This is a genomic window from Streptomyces sp. NPDC096176, assembly GCF_044763255.1.
GTDB lineage: Bacteria > Actinomycetota > Actinomycetes > Streptomycetales > Streptomycetaceae > Streptomyces.
In genome coordinates, this window is sequence record NZ_JBIWFV010000007.1 from 149,325 (window position 1) to 170,188 (window position 20,864).

Sequence of the window (20,864 nt, forward strand, 5' to 3'; positions counted from 1 at the left end):
GAGCCGACCCGGACCCGGCTGCCGTTGCGCCCGAGCCGACCCGGCTGCCGCTCCCCCGCCCTCCCGTGCGCAGTGCCCCGGTCCGGTCTCACAGCGCCCTCAGTCCCTCGATCACCTCCCTGAGAATCCGCTCGTCCGGCAGCTGCGCCGGCGGTACGGGCCGGCTGACCTTGACGTATCCGGCTTCGAGCAGGTCTCCGAGCAGCACCCGCACGACGCCGACGGGCAGGTCGGCGTCGGCGGCGAGTTCCGCGACCGACTGTGTCTCGGACCGGCACAAGGTCAACAGCACGCGGTGCTCGGGGCCGAGGAGGGCCTCGTCGCCGACGTCGGCGCCGGCCGGGTCCACGACGACGAGCGCGATGAGGTCGAAGCGCACGTTGCTGGGCCCCGGCTTGGTCCGCCCGCCGGTCATCGCGTAGGGCCTGACCAGCGGGCCCGCCGCGGCGTCGTACCACTGGCTGCCGGCGGACCCGGCGCCGGTGCCGCTCATGTCGCGTCGACGCGCGGCGGCGTGCGCAGGTGTTCGCCGACGCGTTTGACGAGGCGGGCCATCTCGTAGGCGATCAGCCCGATGTCGGCGGCCGCGGAGGTGAGCACGGCCAGACAGGAGCCGTCTCCCGCGGCGGCCACGAAGAGGAAGCCGTCGTCCATCTCCACCATCGTCTGGCGTACGCCCCCGGCGCGGAAGTGGCGTCCCGCGCCCTTCGCCAAGCTGTGGAAACCGGACGCGACGGCGGCCAGGTGCTCCGCGTCCTCACGGCTGAGCGCCTGGGAAGCACCTACCGGCAGGCCGTCGTTGGACAGCACCACTGCGTGCCGGACCTGTCCGGCGCGCTGTACGAGATCGTCCAGCAGCCAGTCGAGGTCGCCGAACCGGTAGTGGGCCGCGGCTGTCTCGTATTCGGTCATGCCTGTGCTCCTTCGGTGCCTGGGGCGGTCGTGCCCGGCTCGGTGCCGCCGCCTCTGGTCCAGCCCTTGCGGTACGCGGTCATCCGGTCGCGGACCAGTTCGGGGGTACGGTGCGCCGGGCCGTCGTCCGTGCGGGCGCTGCGCGGCTGTTCCGTCGGGGGTGCTTGGCGCAGCTGCGGTACAAGATGTGACTGCCGTACGCGCCGGGGGAGTTCGCCCTCCCCGGTCTGCGAAGAGGTCTCACGCAGGCGCAGGGCCCGCAGAGTCTGCGGCACGGGGGGTTCGGGAGGTGCGCCGATCGCCGGACGGGCGGTGCGGGCGGCCATGGGGGTGGGGGCGGGAGCGGCGGCGGGAGGCGCCGGGGTCCGCGGGGCGCTCCGCGGCGGCTGCTCCTGCGGCCGGGCTGCGGGCTTGCTCGCGCTGTCAGGGGCGGGCAGCGCGCTTTGGAGCAGGTCCGTGGGCAGCAGGATCACGGCGGTGCTGCCGCCGTAGGGCGAGGTGCGGAGATGGACCTTGATGCCGTGGCGGGAGGCGAGGCGGCTGACGACGAACAGACCGAGCCGGTCACTGTCGAAGAGGTCGAGGGCCTCGGACTCCTCGAGTCTGCGGTTCGCCTCCACCAGGGCTTCCTTGCCCATGCCGAGGCCGCGGTCCTCGACCTCCAGCGCGTAGCCGTTGCCGACGGGTTCGCCGCTGACGCGCACTTTCGTGTGGGGCGGGGAGAACTGGGCGGCGTTCTCGACCAGTTCGGCCAGCAGATGTGTGACGTCGGCGACGGCGGCGCCCACGACGGCCGTCTCGGGCAGGGTTCGCACCTCGATGCGCGCGTAGTCCTCGATCTCGGAGACGGCGGCCCGGACGACGCTGGTCAGCGGGACGGGGGTGCTCCAGGCCCGGCCGGGGGCGGCACCGGACAGGATGATCAGACTTTCCGCGTGGCGGCGCATACGGGTCGTGAGATGGTCGAGCCGGAAGAGGTCGCCCAGTTCACCCGGATCGTCGGCGCGCCGTTCCATGGCGTCGAGCAGCGTGAGCTGACGGTGGACGAGCGTCTGGCTGCGCCGGGCGAGGTTGACGAAGACGCCGGAGATGCCACCGGCCAGTTCGGCGCGCTCGATGGCCGCGCTCAGGGCCGCCTGGTGGACGGTGCCCAGAGCTTCCGAGACCTGTCCGATCTCGTCGACGGCCGGGGTGCCCGGCGGGGCCTCCTCGTGGATGTCGATCTGCTCGCCGGCCCGCAGGCGGCGCATGGCATGCGGCAGTTTGCGCCGGGCGATCGCCAGGGCGCTGTTGCGCAGGGTGATGAGTTCGACGACGAGGGCGCGTCCGATGCGTACGGAGATGACGAGCGACGCGACGACGGCGACCAGCCCGAGGAGCACGGCGGCGCCCGCGACGGTCAGGATGCCTCCGCTGGTGGGGTCGGACCGGTCGACGGCGCTGCGGCGCGCCTGCGCGGCGATGTCCCGCATGCCGTCGCTCACGGCGCTGTGCGTCCGGTCCCAGCCGTCCGCGGCGACGGCGGTGGCCGCCTTGCGGCCGGCGGGGGATGCGGCCACGCGGTCCTCCGCAGCGCGCAGTTGGCGGTAGGCCGGCTGTGCGGAGAGTTCACGCCACGCCGCGCGTTCGGGGCCGCGCAGGTCGGCGGCGGCGCTCTCGGCGAGGGTCGTACGGGCGGCGGCTGCCCCCGTGAACAGGCGAAGCCGGTTCGCTTCGAACGTCCCGCCGGCCTGTGCGGAGGACAGCAGGGCGTCCTGGCGTGCCAGCATCTCGCCGGCCCTGGCGAACTCGAGCAGGACGCGCGCGTCGGAGCCCGAACCGCCGGCCTGGACTCCGGCGACCGCGCCGGACACCTCGAACGCGGCGGTGACGGCGTCGGTGTAGTTCTCGTACGTCCTGTCCCAGGAGATCTTGCCGTCCAGGACGGCGGTCCGCGTCGGGCCGAGTCCGCCGGCGAGAGAGACGAACCGGCCGAGGCGCTCGGCCACGACCCGGGGTGTCTCGCCGCCGTCGGCGACTGTGTGCGCGTCGTCGAGTCGAAGGCGCCGCACAGCCTCGTCGGTACGACTCGCCTCGAGTTGCAGTGCGGAGGCCCGTTCGTCGGTGGGGTCCGTCAGCCGACGCAGGGCCGCACGCCGTTCGGCCTGCAGGGCGGCGACGGCCAGGGCGACGGGTGTGCCCACCTCTGCCTCGACCCGTTGTGTCAGGCGGAGCCGCGTCACGTCCTGGGCGGTGGTGACGGTGGCGAACCCCCAGAGGGCCAGCAGGGACAGGACGGGGACCATCAGGAGGGAGATGATCTTGGCCCGTACGGTCCTGGGGCGGGGCGTCAGGCGTCGACGTCCGGCGTCCGGGCGCGGCGGCGCCGCATACGGTTCGTGGCCGGTGTGCTCGAGGGCCGGCGGCCCTGCGTGTGCCCGTCGCCCGCGGACGGCCGGCCCGGTCGGCGGCGGGTGCGGGGGCCGGCTCTCGCCGCCCTGGGTCGTACGGGGTGTGCGCATGGGCTCCTCGTTCTCGGATACAGGCTGGGCGCGGCAGCGTCGCCCGGATCGGTCTCGGCGGACTTGTACAGGCGGACCTGCCTAGGCGTGGGCGATGTTCTGGTGGGGCTTGCCGGTGGTCTCCGGGCCGAGGTCCGTGGCCTGTTCGGCGGTGAAGTAGGCGGCGCTTTCGCCGGCGGTCGGGGAGAGCGCGACGAACGCGGCGGTGACGAAGAGGTAGGAGCCGAGGCCGACCGCGAGCGGGAAGATGAACTGCATCGCGGTGGCGCCGGGCAGGTGCCCTTCGGCGGATGCGACATCGACGCCGACCGCGAGCATTCCGGTGTAGTGCATGCTGCTGACGGCAGCCCCCATGACGAGTGAGGCGACGGCCACCGCGACGGGCGACTTGATGTTGAGCGCCGCCCAGAGCGCCGCGGTCGCGGCGACCACCGCGATGGCGACGGACAGGGCGACGAGGAGCGGGTCGTAGCGGACGGTGCCGTGCAGCCGCAGGACGGCCATGCCGAGGTAGTGCATGCTGGCGACGCCGAGACCGGTGGAGAGGCCGCCGATCAGCAGGGCCACGGGCCGGTTGCGGCCGTAGCCGACGCAGAAGACGCCGGCGCCGACGACGAGCACGGCGACGACAAGGCTGAGGATCGTCAGCGGCACGTTGTAACGGATGTCGGTGCCGCGAACGGCGAAGCCGAGCATGGCGACGAAGTGCATCGTCCAGATGCCGGTGCCGATGGCGGAGGCTGCGGTGATCAGCCAGTTCCGCCGGGATCGGCCTGTGGCGGAGAGAGCGCGCACGGTGCAGCGCAGCCCGAGGGCGGCGCCGATGACGGCCATCGCGTACGACAGCACGGGTGTCAGTAGGCCGAAGGCGGCGTGGTCCAGGTGTCCCATGGCTCAGGGACGCTAGCCCCGAGGGGGGCGCACAACGGGGGCGCAGTTCGAAAGCTGCTGAAATATGACAGAGAGATGTTTCTGAACGATCGTGCCGCGCTCGAACGTGTGCGCAGCTCGGTCATATGCCGCTCCCCTGCAACCGGCGGTGACGCCCCGCTCTCCATGGCGGATCATGGTGCGCATGGCAGACGACCGCGCAGCCCATGACCACACCCGGGTGCAGGAGTTCTTCGGTGCCCGGGCCGCGGACTGGGACAGCCGCTTCCCCGACGACGGCCCCGCGTACGCCGCCGCCGTCACCGCACTCGGACTCCGCCCCGGGGACGCGGTGCTCGACGCGGGCTGCGGCACCGGGCGCGCCCTCGAAGCCCTGCGGACCGCGGTGGGTCGAGCCGGCGTGGTCCTCGGCGTCGATCTGACACCCGCGATGCTCGCCGAGGCCCGCCGCGCGGGGCGTGATGCCCACGGCCGTCTGCTGCTCGCCGATGTGGCCCGACTGCCGCTGCGCACCCGCTCTCTCGACGCGGTGTTCGGCGCCGGCCTGATCTCCCACCTGCCGCAGCCGGCGGACGATCTGCGGGAACTCGCCCGCGTCGTACGGCCGGGCGGCCGGCTGGCCCTCTTCCACGCGGTGGGTCGCGCGGCGCTCGCGGCACGGCAGGGCCGTGAGATCACTCCGGACGATCTGCGTGCGGAGATCAACCTGCGCCCTCTTCTGGCCGGTTCGGGATGGTTGATGACTTCGTACGTCGACGAGGACGACCGGTTCCTCGCCCTGGCGACGCGTCAGGAAGGCGCGCTGGACGGCTGATTCGCATCGGACGCGGTCGGGGCGAGGGCCAAGCCTCCGGCGGCGCCATGGTCGAGCTCCGCCCGACGCCGGCGCACAAGCGGCTCCCCCTGGAACGGGATCGCACAGGCGCTCTCGTCTCTGTTCGAACGCGGTGCGACAATGGAAGACTTCAACTGTCGGCGGCGCCTGCCGCCCCTGAGGAGGTGATCCGCGTGCTTGCTCGGCTTCGCAACTTCCTCGCGTCGCGCCCCGCCCGTTCGAGGGCCCGTGAGAACTCACGGCAGCACAACCTGTTCGAAGCCGCCGCGACCTATGTGACGGCAAGCATCGAGGACGACGACGACCGCCTGGACGAAGCGGCGGGCTGGGTCGACCCCGACGCGCTCGTCTTCGGCATCAATCAGCTCGCCTGCCGCGCCGTGACCGCCCTCGCCCGGGAGCGGAACGAGCCCGTCGAGGCGGTGGCGCGTGAGCTCCTCGGCCTCCCGCGGGCGGACAGGACCGGATCGAATTAGCGCCCGGGGGCCCTCGACGTGCGGGTTACTCACTGGTTAAGGTGCGCCGACGACGATGGGATGGGGAGGTTGCCGTGGCCGGGGCGGAAGGAACCGTCGACGACGACTCGCTGTATGTGCTGACCGCGGCGCTGCTCACACCGGCGCAGTTCCCGAGCGTGCTCGGCGACGACTACCCGGCCGCGTGCCAGGCGCTGCACCTCGAGCCGTACGCCGAGGGCTACGGCCTGGTGCTCGGGCAGGACTCCGACGGCGCGCGCTGGACGGTCGTGGTCGACGACGTGTCGCTGGTCGCGGTCGCCATCGCCTCCTGGGACTGCGGGATGGACTACGACCTGTCCCCCGACGAGAGCAGCGTCGTCGCGGCGCTGCCGGGCTGGCCTCTGGCGCTCGCAGTCGCCGCGCCGGGGGTGCCCGAGCCGCACGACCCTGACCAGGAGGAAGGCGACCGGCCTCCGCTCGCCCCGCCGGACACGGAAGGCTGGGGGCCCGCCCAGCGCAGGCTGGGCGCCGACGAGGTGGCGTTGCAGTGGGCGCAGTGGCGTTCCGGAATCGACGACGCGGAGGCGCTGGTCTCCGACAACACGTCCGAGCAGGAGCGCAGGCAGCCCCGTGGCGGCGTGCGTCGCGCCCTCGAGGAGGCGCGCGCCTACGTCGAGTCGGCGCCGCCGCCCGGCCGGGTGCGGTCGTCGTTCGCGCCGGGCGGGGCACGGACGCTGCGTGCCGACGGCCCCGGCTGGTCGCTGGTGGCCAGGACCGACGACATCGCCTTCGTCCTGCTGGACGAGGAGCCGGGTCAGGTGGTGCCGGTGGGCCGCGGACCGGAGCTGCCGGCCCTGCTGGAGGCGCTGGAGAAGGTGGCCGTCCACCCGTCCTGAAGCGCGGCGGCCCAGCACGAGCACGACGTGAGCCGCGGGCGGGACCACGCATCAGTGGTCCCGCCCGCGGCTCTCCTCATCGGTGTCACGCCATCGCTGTCGCGGCAGCAGGGGCGCGTCAGCCGCAGACGCGGCCGTGCCGGAGCGGCGACGGCGCGCGAACCGCGACCGTCAGCGGCCGATCTCCTTGCGCGAGACGCGCCGCAGCCGGCGGCGCTGGCTCGGGTCCAGCATCAGATACGCCACCGCCGGCACGCCGAGCACCACCAGCAGCGACAGCCAGAATCCCAGCAACGGCATCAGGAGCAGGCCTACGGCCACTCCCCCGATCACGATCTTCGTGCGTGTCGTCATTTCCGACGCCTCCTCCGCGGCTGTGGCCGCTTCTGCTGTCAGAACGTGCGTGCCCGTCCCGCAGTTCCACGGTGCGGCGTTTCCACTATGCGGCCTTGCGCAGCGGCTCGCCGACCTCGTGCAGATGAGTCAGTGCCTGGCGGTACGACTCGACCAGTCCGGTCTCCGTGTACGGGATGCCCAGCGAGCGGCAGTGTGCACGCACCAGCGGCTGTACGAGCCTCAGGTGGGGGCGAGGCATGCTCGGGAAGAGGTGATGCTCGATCTGGTAGTTGAGGCCACCGAGGAACCAGTCGGTGACAAGACCGCCACGGATGTTGCGCGAGGTGAGGACCTGGCGGCGCAGATGGCCCCAGTCCTTGCCGGTCTCCTCGTCGGGCATCTCCATGCCCTTGTGGTTGGGCGCGAAGGCCATGCCCAGGTGGAGGCCGAGCACCATCTGGTGCACGAGCGCGAACAGCACCGCCTGCCCGACGGGCATCGTGGTCAGCAGCAGCGTGCCGTAGGCGGCGAGGTGGGCGATCAGCAGCGCGCCTTCGACGGCACGGTCCTTGCGCGACTGGCGGCCTGCGGGCCGCGGGGAGAAGACGGCCTGGAATCCGTAGACCTTGAGCGCGATGCCCTCGAGGGTGGTCAGCGGGAAGAACAGCCAGGCCTGGTGGCGGGTGAGCCACCCCAGCAGTCCGGCGCGGCCCGCGGTGTGCTTCTCCGTGAAGACCAGGACGTCGGCCGCGACATCGGGGTCCTTGTCGATGTGGTTCGGGTTGGCGTGGTGCCGGTTGTGCTTGTCGTTCCACCACTCCTGGCTCATGCCGAGGAGCAGGTTGGCGTGGACGAGCTGGATGATCCGGCTCGTGTGGCGGTCGCCGCTGATCTGCGCGTGTCCGGCGTCGTGACCGAAGAAGGCGGCGCGGGTCGAGAACAGGGCCAGCAGCGGCGCGAACAGCAGCACCCACCAGGACCCTCCGGTGAGTGCCACGCCCGTGATCACGGCAGCGAGGGCGAGGAGGTTCACGGTGATGCCACGCGTGTACCAGCCGGCACGGCGCTGCAGCAGTCCCTGCTCCTTGACGGTCCGCAGCAGCGGTGCGAACTCGCTGCCGTTGACCGGCTTGGTTCTCGTAGGAGCGATGGGCGGGGCGAGGGTGGCAGTGCCCTGGGGCATGGTGGGTCTCCGGTCTGTGGACGACGGGTGCGCCGGACGCGCGAAAGACGAGGTCAGGCCGGATCCGCGAACTGTCCGGCTCTCCGGCCTGATAAACGTATGGACCGGGGGCCCTTCGAGGCCATGGCGCCACCACCCGGGCCGGGCGGGGGGAATCCCGCTCCCCGGGATGGCGCTGGCTACACCGTCGACGGTACGTCAGTGCGGGAGAGGGCGTGGAGTGAGCCACGTCACCGAAGGGAAGCCGCCGAACGGTGACCGGGTGGGGTACCCTCGGCGACTCGGTCCCGCAGTAGTCAAGTTTGAGGAATGCGCCATCGCTGTGCACGCGACTCCCTCGGCAATCCCCTCTCCGGCCCCTCACTTCCTTTCCGCGCTCGCCGCCTGCTCGGCCGTGTTCGTACCGGGCGATCCCGCCCGCTCGGGCGTGATCGCCTTCTGGCGACCGGACGCCGGCCCGCTTCCCGTCGCCGACGACGCGCTCCGCTCGCTCACCGTCGTCACGCCCGACGCCCGCGCCACCGTCGTCACGCCCGAGGCCCGCGCCACCGTCGTCACGCCCGGCGTCCACGCCACCGCCGTCACGCCCGGCGTCCACGCCACCGCCGTAAGCGCGCTGCTGCTGCCCGTCGAGGAGGCGATGCCGGTCCTGACCCGGGCCCGCGGCTCTGCCAACGCCTCGGAATCGGCGGCGTTCTGGGGCGCGGCTGCGCTGCTCGCGCTCCACATGGCGGCACGCGGGCTTCTCCTGCCCGGTCTGAGCCCCACCGACATGGACGCGTGGCGCATGGGCCCGCTCGCGCCCGAAGATCTCGAGCGGTTGCGTGCGCTCTCGGCGTCGATGCCGCCCACGGCGCATGCCGTGCCGCTGGATGAAACGGACGGGACGCTGCTCCTGCCCGAACCGGAGCGGCTGCTGCGGCAGTTCCTCGACGCCATCGCGGACATCATGCCCCGCTCCCCCGCCGCCCCGCTCGCCGCGGGCGGCCCCGCCTTCGCCGCGCCCGAGCCCCAGCACCTGCCCGATCGGCGCGAGTGGGCCGCCGACGTCGCCGCGGGGCACGACGCGGGAGTGCGGCTTTCCTTGCGCGTCGAACTCCCGGGCCTGGAGCAGGCGGAGACGGCGGGCGAGGCGCCCGCGTTCCGCGCCGTGCTACAGATCCACAGCGTCAGCGACCCCACGCTCGTGGCCGACGCGGCCGAGGTGTGGGCTCAGACCGGGGCACCGGGCGCCGGCTTCGGGGCGCGAGCCCGGCTGGACGCTCTGCTCGCGCTGCGCCGTGCGGCGCACGCCTGGCCACCGCTGGCCCCGCTGCTGCAGGCCGCCGTGCCCGACGCGATCGAGCTCGCGGACGAGGACGTCACCGAATTGCTGGGCGAAGCCTCGCGGGCTCTCGCGGCCACCGGGGTCCAGGTGCACTGGCCCAGGCAGTTGGCCCGCAGGCTCACGGCGCGTGCCGTGATCGGTTCTCCCGACGACGAGCAGCGGGCGCGGAGCGACGAGTCGTCGGGGCTGCCGTCGTTCCTCTCCGCGGACGCCCTGCTCTCCTTCGACTGGCGTTTCGCGCTCGGGGAGAGCCGGCTCACGCGTGCCGAACTGGACCAGCTCGCCGAGGCGGGCCGCCCTGTGGTGCGCCTGCGCGACGAGTGGGTGCTCATCGACCCGGCGGAGGCACGGCGCGCCCGCGAGAGCCAGGACCGGAAGCTGTCCCCCGTCGACGCGCTCGGTGCCGTGCTGACCGGAACGGTGGAGGTGGACGGACGCACGGTCGAGGTCGAGGCCTCCGGCCCGCTCGAACGGCTCCGCGAACGGCTCGCCGCATCCGAGAACGCGCCGCAGGACATCGGGCAGCCGGCGGCGCTCGCGGCGAACCTGCGCGACTACCAACTGCGCGGCCTCAACTGGCTCCACACCATGACGTCCCTCGGCCTCGGCGGCTGCCTCGCCGACGACATGGGGCTCGGTAAGACGATCACGCTCATCGCCCTCCATCTGCACCGGCAGACCGAGACTTCGGGCGCCGGCCCGACGCTCGTGATCTGTCCGACCTCGCTGATGGGCAACTGGCAGCGCGAGATCGAGAAGTTCGCGCCCGGCACCCCCGTGCGGCGCTTCCACGGGGCGGCACGCTCCCTCGGGGAGCTTCGCGCCGGAGAGTTCGTGCTCACGACGTACGGCACGATGCGCCTCGACGCGGCCCGGCTCGCCGAGGTCTCCTGGGGCATGGTGGTCACCGACGAGGCGCAGCACGTCAAGAACCCGTACTCGGCGACCGCCCGGCAGCTGCGCACCATCGGCGCGAAAGCCCGCGTGGCGCTCACCGGAACCCCGGTGGAGAACAACCTGTCCGAGCTGTGGGCCATCCTCGACTGGACCACACCGGGGCTGCTCGGGCGGCTCGGCACCTTCCGCAGCCGTTACGCCCAGGCTGTCGAGGGCGGTACCGACCCGGTGGCGGCCCGCCGGCTGGCGGCGCTGGTACGCCCGTTCCTGCTCCGCAGGCGCAAGTCCGACCCGGGCATCGCACCCGAGCTGCCGCCCAAGACGGAGACCGACCGCGCGGTGTCGCTGACGCCCGAGCAGACAGGGCTCTACGAGGCGGTGGTCCGCGAGACCCTCGCCGCCATCTCCGGGGCCGACGGGATGGAGCGGCGCGGTCTGGTGGTGAAGCTGCTGACGGCGCTCAAGCAGATCTGCAACCACCCGGCGCAGTACCTCAAGGAGGAACGCCCCCGCATCGCGGGCCGCTCGGGCAAGCTCGAACTGCTCGACGAGCTGCTCGACACCATTCTGGCCGAGGACGCGAGCGTGCTCGTCTTCACCCAGTACGTCCGGATGGCACGGCTCCTCGGGGAGCACCTGGCCGCGCGCGGCGTGCCCACGCAGTTCCTGCACGGCGGCACGCCGGTCCCGGAGCGGGAGGCGATGGTGAACCGCTTCCAGAACGGCGAAGTGCCCGTGTTCCTGCTGTCCTTGAAGGCCGCGGGCACCGGCCTGAACCTCACACGGGCCGAGCATGTCGTGCACTTCGACCGGTGGTGGAACCCGGCGGTCGAAGCGCAGGCCACCGACCGCGCCTACCGAATCGGGCAGGACCGGCCGGTGCAGGTCCACCGGCTGATCGCGGAGGGGACGATCGAGGACCGGATCGCGCGGATGCTGGAACGGAAGAAGGACCTCGCCGACTCGGTGCTCGGTTCCGGCGAGGCGGCCCTGACCGAACTGACCGACGCCGAACTGGCCGATCTGGTGGAACTGCGAGGAGCTGGGCGATGAACGGACCGGACGAACACGAGCGTACCTTCGCCGCGCTGCCCCCCGCTCGCGGCAGGGGCTTCGCACAGAGCTGGTGGGGTCAGGCCTGGCTGAAGGCCCTGGAGGACACCGCCCTCGACAGCGAGCAGCTGAGGCGGGGCCGCCGGCACGCCCGGGAGGGTGCGGTCGGGGCGGTCACCGTACGGCCGGGAAGGATCACGGCGGTGGTCAGGGACCGCGACGGCACGGCCTGCCGCAGTGACGTGCTGCTCCAGCAGCTCGACGATCAGGACTGGGACCGTTTCCTCGACACGGCCACGGACCGCGCCGGACACATCGCGGCGCTGCTCGACCGGGACATGCCGCCGCATCTGGTGGAGGACGCCGCGGCGGCCGGGGTGGAACTGCTCCCCGGCATCGGCGACCTGGAGCCCGAGTGCACCTGCGACGCCTGGGACCACTGTCCGCACACGGCGGCGCTCTGCTACCAGGTCGCGCGCCTGCTGGACCAGGACCCGTTCGTGCTGCTGCTGATGCGGGGACGCGGCGAGCGCCGACTGCTGGACGAGCTCCAGCTGCGCAGCGTCGCACGGGCGCACCCACCGGAGGCGGACGAGACACCCGTGCGGGCGGGGGTGCGCGCCGACGAGGCGTTCGCGGCGGCCGGCGACCTGCCGCCACTTCCCGGTCCGCCTGTGCTGCCGGACGGCCCCGGGCCCGCCCCCGCGCTCGACACGCGGACTACGCCGGCCGACGGACTCGATGCCGGCGCACTGGAGTTCCTCGCGGCGGATGCGGCGACGCGCGCCCACCTCATGCTGCGGCAGGCCCTCGCGCCCGGCCACGCCGAGCAGGATGCCGAACCCGCGCCGTCACGGGACCAGGACGCGGTGCGGATGGCCGCGTCGGTTCCAGGCCCGGTGATCGCGGGAAGGCTGGCCGCCGGTACGGGACGGAGCCGCGCCGAGCTCGAACTGGCTGTCCGTGCATGGCGCTACGGTGCCGCCGCCGGGCTGGCGGTGCTCGAGGAGGACTTCACGCCGGACGCCGCACAGCACGCCAGAGCGGTGAACTGCCTTGCGGCTGCGTGGGCGGACGAGGCGGACCGGCCTCGGCTGCGCCCTGCGGGCCCAGACCGGTGGACGGTCGTCGGCGCCCTGACACAGCTGCGTCTGGGGGGCGACGGGCAGTGGTGGCCGTTCCGCAAGGAACGGGGCGCGTGGGCGCCGGCCGGGCCCGCGTCGCCGGACCCGGCCGAAGCCCTCGCGGGCGCGCTGGGCGAGACGGTCTGACAAGAAGTGGAGCGTGGGTGTGGGCAGCGCCCACGCCCACCTGCCCGACGGACGCGCACCGGAGGGCGCCCACGCTCCGCCTCGTCGACCTCGCGCCCCTCTACTCGCCCGGCACCCGTCCGCCGTGCGGCGGTCCGCTCAGCGGTCCCGGTCCGGCGGCTGGACGACGAAGACCGGGATCTCGCGGTCGGTCTGCTTCTGATAGTCCTCGTAGTCGGGGTACGCCTCCACGGCACGCCCCCACCACACGGCCTTCTCCTCGCCAGTCACCTCACGCGCGATCATGTCCCTGCGGACGGGCCCGTCCTGGAGCTCGACGTGGGGGTCGGCCTTGACGTTGTGGTACCAGACCGGGTGCTTGGGCGCGCCACCCAGCGAGGCGACGAGCGCATACGCTCCGGCATGCTCGACGCGCATCAGCGGGGTCTTGCGGATCCTGCCGCTCTTCGCACCGCGGGTGGTGAGGATGACGACGGGCATGTCACGCATCGTCGTTCCCCTCGTACCGCCGGAGCTCTCGTACTCCTCGACCTGCTGACGCACCCATGCTTCGGGGCTGGGCTCGTACTCACCCTCAAGAGGCATTTTTCTCGTCCCGTCGTCGATGGCACTGCCATACGTTCAACACCGTTGCCGCGGCACGGCTTCCCGGCGGGCGTCATCAGGGCCTGAGGCTGCCGACGACGTTGGCCGTGGCGGCGATGCCTTCCTGGATGGTCGGCGCCATGCTGGTGCCGGCCAGGAAGAACCCGAGCAGGCCGCAGACCAGCGCATGGGACATTTTCAGCCCTCCGCTGCGCAGAAAGATCACTGCGAGCACCAGCAGGAGCAGCACCACCGAGATCGAAATGGCCATCGCCAACCTCCTCCGCCGCGCCGGAATTGCGGCATTCGGCGGCCAGTCTGGCGTAGCCGGGGTCCCGTACGGCCGACTGGCGTGTCCGCCGTACGGGTGCATCTGGGCCGAGGCGGGACAGCAGGGTCTCTCGACGTAAGAACCTAGCGGCCGTTGAGGCGCAGAAAGCGCTCCAGGCTCGCCAGATCATCGGTGTTGATGTGGTCGACGCCTGCTGCCAGCAGCTCGCGCCAGACGGCGTCCCGTTCCGGGCCTGCCGCGTCGGGTGTCGCCCAGAAGCGGACCCGCTGGGAGCGGCGGTGGGCCGTGGCGACGAGGGTGCGCAGCTTCTCGCGCTCCCCGGCCGGGAATTCCCCGGCGCCGAGCCAGCTGAAGCTGTGGGTCCAGTTGCTGGAGATCAGCGGGATGAACGACGCGGGAGCCGGGGCATTGGCGGCGAGGTCCTCGAGGCGGCCGTCGTAGAAGGCGTACCGCACCGGCTGTGCCTCCATCGGGACGCGGGCCGCGCGGTCTCCGGATATGACCGGGGTGACGGCATCGAGGTCTACCTTTCCGTGGACGCTGCTGCTCAGCATGTGTCGGTAGCGCCTCAGTTGGCGGTCGAGTTCGAGATAGGCGGCGGCACCGTCCGCCTTGATGTCGATCAGCAGCTGCACCGGTCGTCGGTAACCGCGGTACACGCTGCCGTGGTTGGCGCGCACCCGGGCGAGCAGCGGGTCGAGGTAGAGGGAGCGCAGGGTGCGGGCGGGATCGAGTTCGGCGGGTTCATGGGCGACGAGCAGCTCGCCGTCGACGAGGAAGATGTCGGCTTCGAGGCTGGTGAAGCCGTGCGACAACGCGTCGTGCAGGGGCCGCTCGTGGAGGTAGTCGTTGTGAGCGTGCGCCCGGCGCAGCGGCCGGTCGGTCGCGCCGGCGTTCGTGGCGGCCCGGGCGTGGGCGGGCACCGCCACGGCTCCGGCGAGTGCTGCGGCGAGGGTGGTGACGACTCTGCGGCGGGTGGTGGGCACGAGGGCCTCCGGGCTCGGCGGGTCGGGAGGGACTCCGGTGAGTATCCGCCGGGCACGAGCCCATGGGCAGAGGGCCACCAAGAGTTCGGCCATTCGTCATATCGACTGCCAAGGGGGCGCGGAGGGCTGGCCGTTGACGGCCGAGCACGCGGGCGTACGCCACCCTGTCGTCCGGTTCCGTGGCTGCCGCCGAAACGACTGATGAGGAACTGGAGCGGCGATCCCGCCGGTGGCACGATGGCTGGTACGAAGAGTACCGAGAGTCGGTACTCGTGCCTGGGGGCATCAATGAACATCCGGATCCCCTTCCGCCTCGTGGCCGTGACCGCCGCGACCGGCCTGATCCTCACCGCGTGCGGTGGCTCCGGCGGCGCGTCGCAGGCGACGAGATCGCCGTCCTCCGCGTCGGGGACGGCGCCCACGCCCTCGGCGTCGGCCACTGCTCCCGCCCCGTCCGCCACGGCCACCGGCACACCTCCGGGCACGCAACCGCCCTCCCCACCCGCGCCCAGCGGTGACGGCCGACTGGGCGGCTTTGAGGGCCTGCAGCCGCTGTGGCCGTTCGCCACGCTCGACCAGGCTCGGGCATGGGAACGCGAATACCGTTCCGGCGGCCACCAGCCCTGGCATCTCGACCCGGCGCAGACCGCTCTCTCCTTCACCCAGGGTTTCCTCGGGTTCAAGGACATCGACCGGGTCACCACGCGTTCCGTCAGTAAGTCCGAGGCACGGATCGGCGTCGGCGGCAGCGGCCCGGAGGCAGGGGCCACAGCGGCCGTGATCCACCTGGTGCGCTACGGCTCCGGCCCGAACGCCCCCTGGGAAGTGGTGGGCACCGACGACACGACGTTCACCGTGACCAAGCCCGCCTACGGCTCGGTCGTGCGCTCCCCGGTGCGTGCGGGCGGCCGGATCACGGGCGTGGACGAAACCATCCACGTCCAGGTGCACCAGCCCTCGTCCACGTCGCCGCTGGGCAGTTCGTGCTGCGTCTCGGCGGGCGGCAAGGACCATCCGTGGTCGGCGTCCGTCTCCTTCACCGGCGCCCGCGACCCGGTTCTGACCCTCGTCGCGAGCACGGGCGGCCACGTCGCCGAGGTCGAACGCTTCGCCGTCACGGCCCTGCGCACGCGATGACGGCTGCTCGCCGCCGCTGCGACGACACCATGGCACCCGTGCCGACAGGGATCGCTCGAGGACAGGGCCCCGGCTGCTGCCTCACCCCTGCGTGATCTCGGGCCAGTTCACGGTCCGGTCGCACCAGCGGTTCAGCAGGATGTGGTCGTGGCCCACCGCGAGCAGGCCCGCGCCGTGTGTGCGGCGGTAGGTTTCGACCACGGCCACCAGCGCCGCGGTCGTCGACGCGTCGAGCATGGCCGTCATCTCGTCGCAGACCAGCCAGCGCGGGCGAAGCACCAGCGCTCTTGCCAGGCAGGCGCGTTGCAGCTGGCCGTCGCTGACCTCGTGGGGCCGGCGGCCGAGCAGTTCGGCGGTGAGGCCCACGGACAGCGCCAGTTCGTCCGGGCGGGCCGAGATCTCGGCCCGCTTGTGGCCGGTGGCCCTCAGGGGCTCCGCGATCAGGTCCCGCAGGCTGAGCCGCGGGTCGGCGGACAGCCGTGGCTGCTGGAAGACGACACCGACGGCGGTGCGCTGCGCCCGGGGTGCGGCGTGGCGCCAGCCCTCGACCGGTTCGCCGTCCAGGACGACGCGGCCGGCGTCCGGGCGGTGGAGCAGTGCGGCGACCTTGGCGAGCGTGGACTTGCCGCAGCCGCTGGGTCCGAGCAGGCCGACGGACTCGCCGGGGGCGATGGCGAGCGTGGCACCGCGTACGACCGGCTTGCGGTGGTCGTAGCCCGCGGTGATGTCACGCAGTTCGAACACGCTGCGCCTCCTGTGCATGGTGGCAGGCGACGCTGTCGGCGAGGCGCGGGAGCGTGGCGCAGGCGTCGTCCGCGCGGTCGCAGCGCGGGGCGAAGGCGCAGCCGTCGGGGAGATCGCCGAGTTCCGGCGGCAGCCCCGGGATGGGGGTGAACTCCCTTTCAGGAAGCGCGTTCAGCAGGCCACGGGCGTAGGGGTGCCGTGGCCCCGGGCCGCGGAAGAAGTCGTCCGCGTCGGCGATTTCGACGATGCGTCCCGCGTACATCACGGCGACCCGGTCGGCGGTGCGCTCGGCCGCCGCGAGGTCGTGCGTGATCAGCAGGAGTGCACGTCCGTCGTCCGCGTGGCGGCGCAGTTCGTCGGCTGTGCGGTCGACGAGTTCCCGGTCCAGGCCTGTGGTCGGTTCGTCGGCGAGCAGCAGGGGCGCGTCGCCGATGAGGGCGAGCGCGGTGGCGGCGCGCTGCGCGAGTCCGCCGGAGAGCTCGTGCGGGTGGCGGTCGAGGTGGTCGGCGGGGAACGCCGCCCGTTCGGCCGCCGCTTCTGCCGCGTCGCGCGCGTGGCGGCCACGGACGCCGGTCAGCTGCCGCACCGTCTCGGCGAGCTGCGAGCCCACAGTCCGTACCGGGGTGAGGTGGGCCGCCGGGCTCTGTGGCACCAGCCCGACGCGACGACCTCGTACGGTGCGGGCGAGCGTCCGTTCGTCGGCGCCGAGCAGTTCGATGCCGTCGACGACGGCCGATCCGGCGGCCTGCGCGTTGGCGGGCAGCAGCCCGAGAAGGGCGGAGGCGAGGACGGACTTGCCGCAGCCGCTCTCGCCGATGAGGGCGAGGCACTCCCCCGCGGCAAGGTCGAACGAGACGTCGCTGACGGCTGCCACATGCCGTCCACCGCGCATGCGGAACCGTACGGAAAGGCCGCGGACGGCCAGCACGGGTGCCGCGTGCGGCGCAGGGAAGGACGCGGCCTGAGACGCCTGCGCCGACGGGCGGGCGGGCCCGGCGTCGGCGGGTGTGGAGCCGGAGGGTCGCACGTTCACAGCATCAGCTCCGATCGGCGGCGGGGGTTGATCCGTTCGCGCCAGGCGCCGGCGAGGCCCGCCACGGCGAGCGTCGGGATGATCAGGAACAGTCCAGGGAACAGCGTCGGCCACCAGTCACCGGCGAGCAGCGAACCACGTGCGGTCTGCACCAGGTTGCCCAGGCTCGCCTGGTGGGTGGGCAGCCCGAGGCCCAGGAACGACAGGGCCGATTCGTGCCACATCGCGTGCGGCACCATCAGTACGGCCGCGAGGCCCGCCTGCGGCAGCACACCGGGCAGCAGATGCCGCGCGGTCACCCGCCACCGCGACGCGCCGCCGCTGATCGCCGCGTCGACGTACGGGCGGGAGCGCAGCGACAGCACCTCGGAGCGGACGATGCGGGCGGTGGACAGCCAGTGCGTCAGGGCGACGGACACGATCACCGGCCATACTCCGGGGCGGAACATGGCGACGACGAAGATGCCGAGCAGCAGATGCGGCACGGAGGAGAAGGTGTCGACCAGCCGCATCAGCACCCGGTCCACCCAGCCGCCTCCCACCGCCGCGGCGGCGCCCACCACGGTGCCGATGACGCTGGCGACGAGCGCCGCGACCAGCCCGACGAGCAGCGAGACGCGCAGCCCGTAGACGCAGCGCAACAGGAGGTCACGACCGACGTCGTCGGTGCCGAACGGGTGCGCGGGCGAGGGCGGTTGCAGCTTCATCGACAAGTCGACGGCCTGCTGGTCGAGCTGCGCGAGCGGCGGTACGAGCAGCACGGCGATCGCGACGGCCGCGACGATCACGGCGGACACCGTGACACGCACCGTGCGGGTGGAGCGGCGTGTGCGGCCATGGGACTTCCATACGAGCTCAGCCATCGAAGCCCACCCTCGGGTCCGCCAAACCGTACAGCAGGTCCGACAGGAGGTTGCCGAGCAGGACGGCCGCGGTCGCGAGCACGGTGAGCGCGGCGAGCAGCGGGAAGTCGACGGAGGTCGCGGCCTGGACGGTGGCGGCGGCGATGCCGGGCCAGCTGAAGACGGTCTCCACCAGCAGAGCTCCGGTGATGAGTTCGGGCACCCGGGAGCCGATCAGGGTGAGCATGGGCAGCATCCCCGAGCGCAGGGCGTGGCCGACGAGCACGGTGCCCTCGCTCAGCCCTCGTGCGCGGGCGCCGCGCACCGGGTCCTCGTCGAGGGCGTCGCCGACGCCCTGGCGCACGTACAGGAAGAACCACGGCAGTTGGCTGATGCCGAGGACCGCGGCGGGCAGCACCAGATGGGTTGCGACCTGGCCGAAGGTCACGGTGTCGCTGGCGGTGTCGGTGAGGCCGCCGGCCGGCAGCACGCCGAGTTCGAGCGCGAAGAACCAGATGGCGAGCAGCCCCAGCCAGAAGGCGGGGGCGGCTTCCAGGGTGTAGGCGAGGGAGCTGACGGCCCGGTCGAGGAGTCCGCCGCGGCGGCGGGCGGCGAGTACGCCGAGGGCGGTGCCGAGCACGATGGCGAGCGCGAACGCGGCAGCGGCGAGCAGCAGCGACCAGCCCATCCGCTCGGCGACGACATCGGCCACCGGCCTGCGCATCACGCTGGAGTCGCCGAGGTCGCCTTGGAGCGCCGAGGTCAGCCAGTTCCACCAGCGGGTGACGAGGGGCTCGTCGACGCCCAGGTTGGCGCGGATCTGGTCGAGGTTCTCCTGCGAGGCGGTGAGCCCGGCGGTGCCGGTGTAGGCCTTCACGGGGTCGAAGGGCGAGGCTGCGGCGACGGCGAAGACCCCGAAGGTCACCGTGAGCAGGACGGGGACGGCGAACAGCGCCCGCCGTCCCACCATGCGCGCCATCGCCGCTGTGGGGAAGGCGGGTTTCACTTCTTCGGCGTCCAGTCCTCGATGTTCCACCAGGGGCCGGAGGCCAGGCCGTGGTCGTGGGGCTCGGTCTGGGTGGTGAGCCCGTTCCACTTGTCGTTCACGACGTAGACGTGGTCGATGTGGGTGAGGAAGGTGTAGCCGGGGTTCTTGGCCAGTTCACGCTGGACGGTGTCGTAGGCGGCCTTGCGTTCGGCGGTCTTGCCGCTGCGACGGCCCGCTTCGAGGGCCTTGTCGACGGCCGGGTTGTCGTACCAGGCCATGTTGTTGAAGCCGTCGCCGGCGAGGGACGACGTGAGCAGCAGGTACTGGTCGAAGTCGGGGTCGCCGGGTGCGCCGCCGCCGGCGAGGACCGCGTCGTGCTCCATCCTCGGCTCGATGACCTCCCAGGTGCCGGCCTTGATGGTGATGTCGATGCCGGCCTTCTTGGCGTCGGAGGCGTAGGCGAGGGCGTGGTCCTGCCGGAGTTTGTCGCCGGTGAGGTACCAGAGCGGGAACGCGGCGCGGACGCCGTTCTTGACGCGGATGCCGTCCTTGCCGGCCTTCCAGCCGGCCTCGTCGAGGAGTTTCTTCGCCCCGGCGAGATCGTGCCGGCGCTCCGTGCCCTGGGTGAACCAGGGGCTGCCGGTGGGGACGGGGCCGTAGGCGGGTTTGCCCGCACCTTCGAGGATGCTGTCCACCATGGCCTGACGGTCGACGGCGATGTCGAGCGCCCGGCGGACGGCGGTGTCGCCCGCGACCTTGTTGTGGGTGGGCAGGGTGACGGTGCGGTAGTCGTACGTGGTGGCCTCGTATGTCTTCCTGCCCGGCTCGGTCTTGAAGCCCTTGGCGAGGTTGGGCGGCAGGATCGCGCCGTCGAGGTCGCCGGCGCGCAGCCGGGTGGCGCGGACGTCGTCGTCCTTGATGATCGCCATGGTGAATCTCTTCACCGCGGGTACGCCGCCCCAGTAGTTCGGGTTCGCCCTGAAGCTGAGCTTCTCGCCCTTGGACCAGCCGGTGAGGATGTAGGGGCCGGTGCCGATCGGTTTCGTGGTGAACGGGCCGGTGTTGACGTCCTGCCGGCCCGCGACGTGCTCGGGGGCAATGGGCAGGACGGTGCGCTGCGCGAAGGGCGCGTAGGGGTACTTGAGCGTGAAGACGACGGTGTCGTCGCCGACGGCCTTGACGTCCTCGACGGCGTCGAGTTCGGTCCTGGACGCGTTGTTCGTCTTCTTGTCGAGGATGGTCCGGTAGGTGAAGACGACGTCCTTGGCGCCGAAGGGCTTGCCGTCGCTGAACTTCACGCCTCGGCGGAGCTTGTAGGTGTAGGTGCGGCCGTCGGCGGTGACCTCGGGCAGCTTCGCGGCGAGCGCGGGCCGCAGCTTCATGTCCTCGTCGAAGGCGAGCAGGCCGTCGAAGATCTTGGAGTTGCCGTCCTTCCCGTAGCCGAGGAGCGGGCTGAGGCTGTCGGGCTCGTAGGCGATGCCGACGACCGCCGAGTCCTTCGCCGTGGAGCCCGCTTGCTCGCCGTCCGGGTTGGAGCAGGCCGCCGCGCCGAAGGTCAGCGCGGCGGCCATGGCCGTGGCGGCCGCAGCCCGTATTGATCGGCCCGTCATGCGCGTACACCCCTGTTGAAGATCAGCTGTTATTGCAAAGCACTCGCAATTAAACAGCACGTAAAGGGCGTGACGTAGTTGGGGGTC

At 72.2% G+C, this 20,864-nt stretch carries 20 protein-coding genes; 6 read left to right on the top strand and 14 right to left on the bottom strand.

What is annotated here, in order from left to right:
- Window positions 1-88: 88 nt before the first annotated feature.
- The 4 genes from ACIQ7Q_RS20905 to ACIQ7Q_RS20920 all read right to left on the bottom strand — a co-directional run bounded on the left by ACIQ7Q_RS20905 (window position 89) and on the right by ACIQ7Q_RS20920 (window position 4,304).
- Entirely contained in the window at window positions 89-493 is a 405-nt protein-coding gene (locus ACIQ7Q_RS20905) for a DUF742 domain-containing protein (RefSeq protein WP_403863961.1), read from the bottom strand.
- Window positions 490-912, bottom strand: a complete 423-nt coding sequence (locus ACIQ7Q_RS20910) for a roadblock/LC7 domain-containing protein (RefSeq protein ID WP_403863964.1) — start codon at window positions 910-912, stop codon at window positions 490-492. Before ACIQ7Q_RS20910 ends, ACIQ7Q_RS20905 begins: the two co-directional genes overlap by 4 nt.
- Window positions 909-3,413 (bottom strand): nitrate- and nitrite sensing domain-containing protein, encoded by a 2,505-nt coding sequence (locus tag ACIQ7Q_RS20915; protein WP_403863967.1) that lies wholly within the window; start codon window positions 3,411-3,413, stop codon window positions 909-911. The genes ACIQ7Q_RS20910 and ACIQ7Q_RS20915 overlap by 4 nt, the downstream gene beginning before the upstream one ends.
- Window positions 3,414-3,494: 81 nt before the next feature.
- Window positions 3,495-4,304: an MHYT domain-containing protein gene (locus tag ACIQ7Q_RS20920; protein WP_403863970.1), complete on the bottom strand. Its 810-nt coding sequence runs from the start codon at window positions 4,302-4,304 to the stop codon at window positions 3,495-3,497.
- A 184-nt stretch (window positions 4,305-4,488) separates the two neighbouring features.
- Between ACIQ7Q_RS20920 and ACIQ7Q_RS20925 the strand changes: the two genes are divergently transcribed.
- The 3 genes from ACIQ7Q_RS20925 (at window position 4,489) to ACIQ7Q_RS20935 (ending at window position 6,493) form a co-directional block, all read left to right on the top strand.
- Window positions 4,489-5,118, top strand: coding sequence for a class I SAM-dependent methyltransferase (locus ACIQ7Q_RS20925; protein WP_403863973.1), 630 nt, complete (start codon window positions 4,489-4,491; stop codon window positions 5,116-5,118).
- 185 nt (window positions 5,119-5,303) lie between these two features.
- Window positions 5,304-5,615, top strand: coding sequence for a hypothetical protein (locus tag ACIQ7Q_RS20930; RefSeq protein ID WP_403863976.1), 312 nt, complete (start codon window positions 5,304-5,306; stop codon window positions 5,613-5,615).
- 74 nt (window positions 5,616-5,689) lie between these two features.
- Window positions 5,690-6,493: a hypothetical protein gene (locus ACIQ7Q_RS20935; protein WP_403863979.1), complete on the top strand. Its 804-nt coding sequence runs from the start codon at window positions 5,690-5,692 to the stop codon at window positions 6,491-6,493.
- Window positions 6,494-6,664: 171 nt separating this feature from the next.
- On the opposite strand, the gene ACIQ7Q_RS20940 is transcribed toward ACIQ7Q_RS20935, so the two are convergent.
- Window positions 6,665-6,847, bottom strand: coding sequence for a hypothetical protein (locus ACIQ7Q_RS20940; protein WP_356640385.1), 183 nt, complete (start codon window positions 6,845-6,847; stop codon window positions 6,665-6,667).
- Between the two features lie 85 nt (window positions 6,848-6,932).
- Window positions 6,933-8,012, bottom strand: a complete 1,080-nt coding sequence (locus tag ACIQ7Q_RS20945) for a fatty acid desaturase family protein (RefSeq protein WP_403863982.1) — start codon at window positions 8,010-8,012, stop codon at window positions 6,933-6,935.
- Between the two features lie 322 nt (window positions 8,013-8,334).
- Between ACIQ7Q_RS20945 and ACIQ7Q_RS20950 the strand changes: the two genes are divergently transcribed.
- Window positions 8,335-11,289, top strand: a complete 2,955-nt coding sequence (locus ACIQ7Q_RS20950) for an SNF2-related protein (RefSeq protein ID WP_403863985.1) — start codon at window positions 8,335-8,337, stop codon at window positions 11,287-11,289.
- On the top strand, window positions 11,286-12,560 hold the full coding sequence (locus tag ACIQ7Q_RS20955) for an SWF or SNF family helicase (protein ID WP_403863988.1): 1,275 nt from the start codon (window positions 11,286-11,288) through the stop codon (window positions 12,558-12,560). The genes ACIQ7Q_RS20950 and ACIQ7Q_RS20955 overlap by 4 nt, the downstream gene beginning before the upstream one ends.
- 138 nt (window positions 12,561-12,698) lie before the next feature.
- Here ACIQ7Q_RS20955 and ACIQ7Q_RS20960 read toward each other — a convergent pair whose 3' ends face one another.
- From ACIQ7Q_RS20960 to ACIQ7Q_RS20970, 3 genes are all read right to left on the bottom strand, one after another.
- Window positions 12,699-13,145 carry a nitroreductase family deazaflavin-dependent oxidoreductase gene (locus ACIQ7Q_RS20960; RefSeq protein ID WP_403863991.1) on the bottom strand — a complete coding sequence of 149 codons (447 nt, stop codon included), beginning with the start codon at window positions 13,143-13,145 and terminating at the stop codon, window positions 12,699-12,701.
- 76 nt (window positions 13,146-13,221) lie between these two features.
- Window positions 13,222-13,416, bottom strand: coding sequence for a hypothetical protein (locus tag ACIQ7Q_RS20965; RefSeq protein ID WP_403863994.1), 195 nt, complete (start codon window positions 13,414-13,416; stop codon window positions 13,222-13,224).
- A gap of 143 nt (window positions 13,417-13,559) precedes the next feature.
- Window positions 13,560-14,423: a phosphatidylinositol-specific phospholipase C/glycerophosphodiester phosphodiesterase family protein gene (locus tag ACIQ7Q_RS20970; protein WP_403863997.1), complete on the bottom strand. Its 864-nt coding sequence runs from the start codon at window positions 14,421-14,423 to the stop codon at window positions 13,560-13,562.
- Window positions 14,424-14,711: 288 nt separating this feature from the next.
- Between ACIQ7Q_RS20970 and ACIQ7Q_RS20975 the strand changes: the two genes are divergently transcribed.
- A complete protein-coding gene (locus tag ACIQ7Q_RS20975) occupies window positions 14,712-15,560 on the top strand; it encodes a hypothetical protein (protein ID WP_403864000.1) in 849 nt (282 codons plus the stop codon).
- 81 nt (window positions 15,561-15,641) lie between these two features.
- Here ACIQ7Q_RS20975 and ACIQ7Q_RS20980 read toward each other — a convergent pair whose 3' ends face one another.
- From ACIQ7Q_RS20980 to ACIQ7Q_RS21000, 5 genes are all read right to left on the bottom strand, one after another.
- Window positions 15,642-16,304: an ABC transporter ATP-binding protein gene (locus tag ACIQ7Q_RS20980; RefSeq protein WP_403864003.1), complete on the bottom strand. Its 663-nt coding sequence runs from the start codon at window positions 16,302-16,304 to the stop codon at window positions 15,642-15,644.
- Window positions 16,288-17,196 carry an ABC transporter ATP-binding protein gene (locus tag ACIQ7Q_RS20985; RefSeq protein ID WP_403864783.1) on the bottom strand — a complete coding sequence of 303 codons (909 nt, stop codon included), beginning with the start codon at window positions 17,194-17,196 and terminating at the stop codon, window positions 16,288-16,290. Before ACIQ7Q_RS20985 ends, ACIQ7Q_RS20980 begins: the two co-directional genes overlap by 17 nt.
- Window positions 17,197-17,333: 137 nt before the next feature.
- Window positions 17,334-18,200 carry an ABC transporter permease gene (locus ACIQ7Q_RS20990; protein ID WP_403864006.1) on the bottom strand — a complete coding sequence of 289 codons (867 nt, stop codon included), beginning with the start codon at window positions 18,198-18,200 and terminating at the stop codon, window positions 17,334-17,336.
- Entirely contained in the window at window positions 18,193-19,149 is a 957-nt protein-coding gene (locus tag ACIQ7Q_RS20995; RefSeq protein ID WP_403864787.1) for an ABC transporter permease, read from the bottom strand. Before ACIQ7Q_RS20995 ends, ACIQ7Q_RS20990 begins: the two co-directional genes overlap by 8 nt.
- A gap of 32 nt (window positions 19,150-19,181) precedes the next feature.
- Window positions 19,182-20,777, bottom strand: a complete 1,596-nt coding sequence (locus ACIQ7Q_RS21000; RefSeq protein ID WP_403864009.1) for an ABC transporter substrate-binding protein — start codon at window positions 20,775-20,777, stop codon at window positions 19,182-19,184.
- Window positions 20,778-20,864: the final 87 nt, after the last annotated feature.